The sequence below is a fragment of the Mesorhizobium sp. M7A.F.Ca.US.014.04.1.1 genome, assembly GCF_003998745.1.
GTDB lineage: Bacteria > Pseudomonadota > Alphaproteobacteria > Rhizobiales > Rhizobiaceae > Mesorhizobium > Mesorhizobium ciceri.
In genome coordinates, this window is sequence record NZ_RZRW01000604.1 from 1 (window position 1) to 3,364 (window position 3,364).

4 protein-coding genes are annotated in these 3,364 nt (G+C 63.9%); 1 reads left to right on the forward strand and 3 read right to left on the reverse strand.

Features of this window, described 5'->3' with window-relative positions:
• Positions 1-403, reverse strand: a 403-nt coding sequence (locus tag EOA22_RS28425) for a helix-turn-helix transcriptional regulator (protein ID WP_164755912.1), incomplete at its 3' end; no start/stop codon positions are given.
• A 225-nt stretch (positions 404-628) separates the two neighbouring features.
• Here EOA22_RS28425 and EOA22_RS28430 point away from each other — a divergent pair.
• Entirely contained in the window at positions 629-1,333 is a 705-nt protein-coding gene (locus tag EOA22_RS28430) for a nitroreductase (protein WP_063170259.1), read from the forward strand.
• 11 nt (positions 1,334-1,344) lie between these two features.
• Here the strand turns inward: EOA22_RS28430 and EOA22_RS28435 are convergent, their stop codons facing one another.
• Together EOA22_RS28435 and soxG are read right to left on the reverse strand one after the other, a co-directional pair.
• Complete coding sequence (locus EOA22_RS28435) at positions 1,345-2,787, reverse strand: MFS transporter (RefSeq protein ID WP_013531139.1); 1,443 nt, start codon at positions 2,785-2,787, stop codon at positions 1,345-1,347.
• Between the two features lie 173 nt (positions 2,788-2,960).
• Positions 2,961-3,364, reverse strand: a 404-nt coding sequence (soxG, locus tag EOA22_RS28440; RefSeq protein WP_127390391.1) for a sarcosine oxidase subunit gamma family protein, incomplete at its 5' end; no start/stop codon positions are given.

The window sequence follows — 3,364 nt, forward strand, 5'->3', positions numbered from 1 at the left end:
ACAGTCCGTACGCGCCGTATCCGGCTTCCGCGGTCGGCCGCTGCGCCTCGGCCTTCAGTTCCGCGCCCGGCGCGAAGACCGAACGCACCATCTCGAAGCTACCGCCGAGATCGGGCGACAGAAGCTCCTCCACCAGGCCGGATTCGCTTGTGCCAAGCGTGCGGCGCCTGCCGGCGCGCACGACCACGCCGCGCTCGCTTTCGACAGGTACGTCATGGCTGAAGAACAGGCTGATCGGCACGCCGAACAGTTCGGCGAAGGCTCTGAGGTCACCGAGCGACGGCGTCGACAGGCCACGCTCGACCTGGCTGACCCAGCCGACCGAACGGCCTAGCTTCAGGCCGATCTCGGCGAGCGTCAGCCCGCGCGCCTTGCGCAGGGCCCTGATGTCGCCGGCCAGCACGCGTTCGTCAGGTCCCTGCAATGTTCTTGCGGTAGTCGAAGGCAAAACGCTCTCTTTATGAAAAATCACCGACAAATTTCATGAGAAATCAAGCTCATGAAAAAATCAAGCAGATTTTCACGGATGCACAAGATTTGCTTGCGCGATTTTGACGGTTCATGCAAAGGCTCCGCCGAGAGCGGCGAGTGGGGACGTCCGATCGAGACAAAGGGTAAGGGACGGCCCATGCTGGAAAATAACCCCCGAATCGAGGGCGACGCCGAGATTGTCGACGAGGCGATCCTGTCGCGCCGTTCGGTGCGCGCATTCCTGCCCGACATGGTCGAAGACGACACCATCCGCGCCATTCTGGCGGTTGCGGCGCGCGCCCCATCCGGCACCAACATGCAGCCATGGAAGGTCTATGTCACCAAGGGCGAGAGCAAGCAGCGCATATCGGACGCCATTCTCAATTCCGGCATTCGCGCCGAAAAAGCCGATTGGGACGAGTACCGGTATTATCCCACGCAGTTCTTCGAGCCGTATCTGACGCGACGCCGCGCCAACGGTTTCGGCCTCTATGGCGCGCTCGGCATCGGTCGCCGCGAGGTCGACAAGATGCGCGCCCAGCACGACCGCAACTTCGTCTTCTTCGACGCGCCGGTCGGCATGATCTTCACCATCGATCGCCGCCTCAACCAGGGTTCATGGATCGATTACGGCATGTTCCTGCAGAACATCATGGTCGCAGCTAGAGGCAGGGGTCTGCACACCTGTCCGCAGGCGGCGTTCGCGCCCTATCACCGGCAGATCAGGCCGGTGCTCGACATTCCGGACGAGGAGATCGTCGTCTGCGGCATGGCGCTTGGTTATGAAGATACGTCAAAACCTGAAAACGCCTTCCGCACCGACCGCGTGCCGCTGCAAGAGTGGGTGACGTTCAGCGAATAAGCCAGCCGGCCTCATTCCGTGTTCATCTGTGCGCCGTGGCCGCTGACATGGGCGCCGTCCTGGGGTGTCAGCTTGAGATAGGCGAGCAGCGCGCAGAGCGTGATGATGCCCTCGATCACGAACAGGATGCGGAAATCGTCGGCGACGGCGGGGCCGCCGCCCGCCAGAAACGACAATGCCGCGGCGGCCAGGCCGACGCTGATCGCCACCGCCAGCTGCCATAATATGTAATAGAGCGCGCTGAAACGGGCGAGCTGCTCGGGCGCGATGTCGGAATAGGCGAGGTTGCCGGTCGAGGCCCATTGCGCGGAGCGGAAGACGCCGAAGACGAAGATGTAAGTGAGCACGATCCACACCGGCGTCGTCGCCTGCATCAGCGCGAAGCCGGCAACCAGGGCGGCGACGATGGGCGTGTTGTAGACCAGCACGCGGCGAAAGCCGAAACGGTTGAGGACACGCGGCATGAAGAACCGCATGGCCACCGAGCCGACCGCGGCTACGAAGGTCAGCGATCCCGCCTGCACCGCGCTCATGCCGAAGCCGAGCTGGAACATCAGCGGCAGCAGGAAGACGACCGAGCTAAGGCCGATCGTGTCCAGCCCGCCGCCGGTGAGGAACGAAATGCGGAAGGTACGGATGCGCAACAGCTTGAGATCGAGCAGCGGATTGCGCACGCGCAGGCAGTAGAACGAGGCGATGGTCAGGATGACGAGCGCCAGCGCCAGTTCGCCGGCGATGATGCCGCCCGCGGCGTCCTTGGCGGCAAGCGAATCCATGCCGAAGACCAGCAGGACCATGCCGCTGCCGACCAGCAGGAAGCCCGGAAAATCGAACGGCGTGCGCACGGGCTTGGTCATCGTCGGAAACAGCGAGGCGGCAAGAATTGCCGCCGCCAGCGCGAACGGCACGTTGATGAAGAAGATCCAGCGCCAGGAAATGTAGGTGGTCAGCGCACCGCCGACGAGCGGACCGACCAACGGTCCGGACTGGCCGGCCAGCGAGATGTACATGTTGATCTTGAGCGTTCGGCTGCGCGGAAAAGTCGACAGGATGACGACCTGGCCTAGTGTGCCCATCAAGGCGCCGCCGAAGCCTTGCAACGCACGCGCACCAACCAGCGTCCAGATGTTGTCGGACAGCCCGCAAAGCGCCGACGAGGCGGCGAACACCAGCAAGGCAAAGCAGTAGACGTTGCGCAGGCCGAAGCGGTCGGCGGCCCAGCCGCCAAGCGGCATCGAGATGATCAGGCTGGCGACATAGACGGTGATCAGCAGGCCGAGCTGGCTGGGCGGACGGCCGAGGCTTTCGCTGATGCCCGGCAGCGCGGTCACCACGACATTCTGGTCGAGGCTGGTCATGAACACGCCGCAGGCGACCGTCAGCGGCAGCAGGAGCAAGGCTCTGGCCGGCACATCGGCGCGATCCGTGGCGCCGGCGGATAGTTCTGCGGTCATGGAGATGTTCGAACCAAACGAATGTGCCGACTCTTGAAGAAGGGATTTCATATCCCTGGGCCGGTTGGGCGGCCGCATTTTCGCACCATGGGCGCCTGCGGCCTGAGTCTCTAGCGGCAGAAACGGCTGGCGTTGATGCCAGAAGCAGGAGCGATGCGACCTTTCGGCGCCGCCTATTGCACCTCGTAGCCGACTTCCTCGCTGGCGTGGCAGAGCGCCTTCCAGAACGAGCGTGCAAACGAGCGGAAGACATAGATGTCGAACTGGTCGGCGCCGGTGCGCTGGATCTGGGCGAAGACGTCGTGATGAGCGGTCGAGCGGCCGGCGCCATTGGGAAAGGCCGGCAGCGAAAAGTCGATGGCGAAGAATTTCGCCAGCACCCATTCGGCCTTCGGCCCGGCAATGCGGATGGCGGTGCGGCCGTGCGAGAGATCGGTCACCGTGCCGATGGCCGAGGTCACCACCTTGGCAAAGGCAGCGGCCAGCCCTTCGGCCTCGTCGGCAACGGTGAACTTTCCCGGCGCGAAGCCGAACACTGACTTGACCCCGTCGCTCACTCCGCCGCCGGCGCCATCGG

Coding starts and splice junctions, on each gene's coding strand:
- EOA22_RS28430 (WP_063170259.1), top strand. CDS start 629: ATGCTGGAAAATAACCCCCGAATCGAGGGCGACGCCGAGATTGTCGAC.
- EOA22_RS28435 (WP_013531139.1), bottom strand. CDS start 2,787: ATGACCGCAGAACTATCCGCCGGCGCCACGGATCGCGCCGATGTGCCG.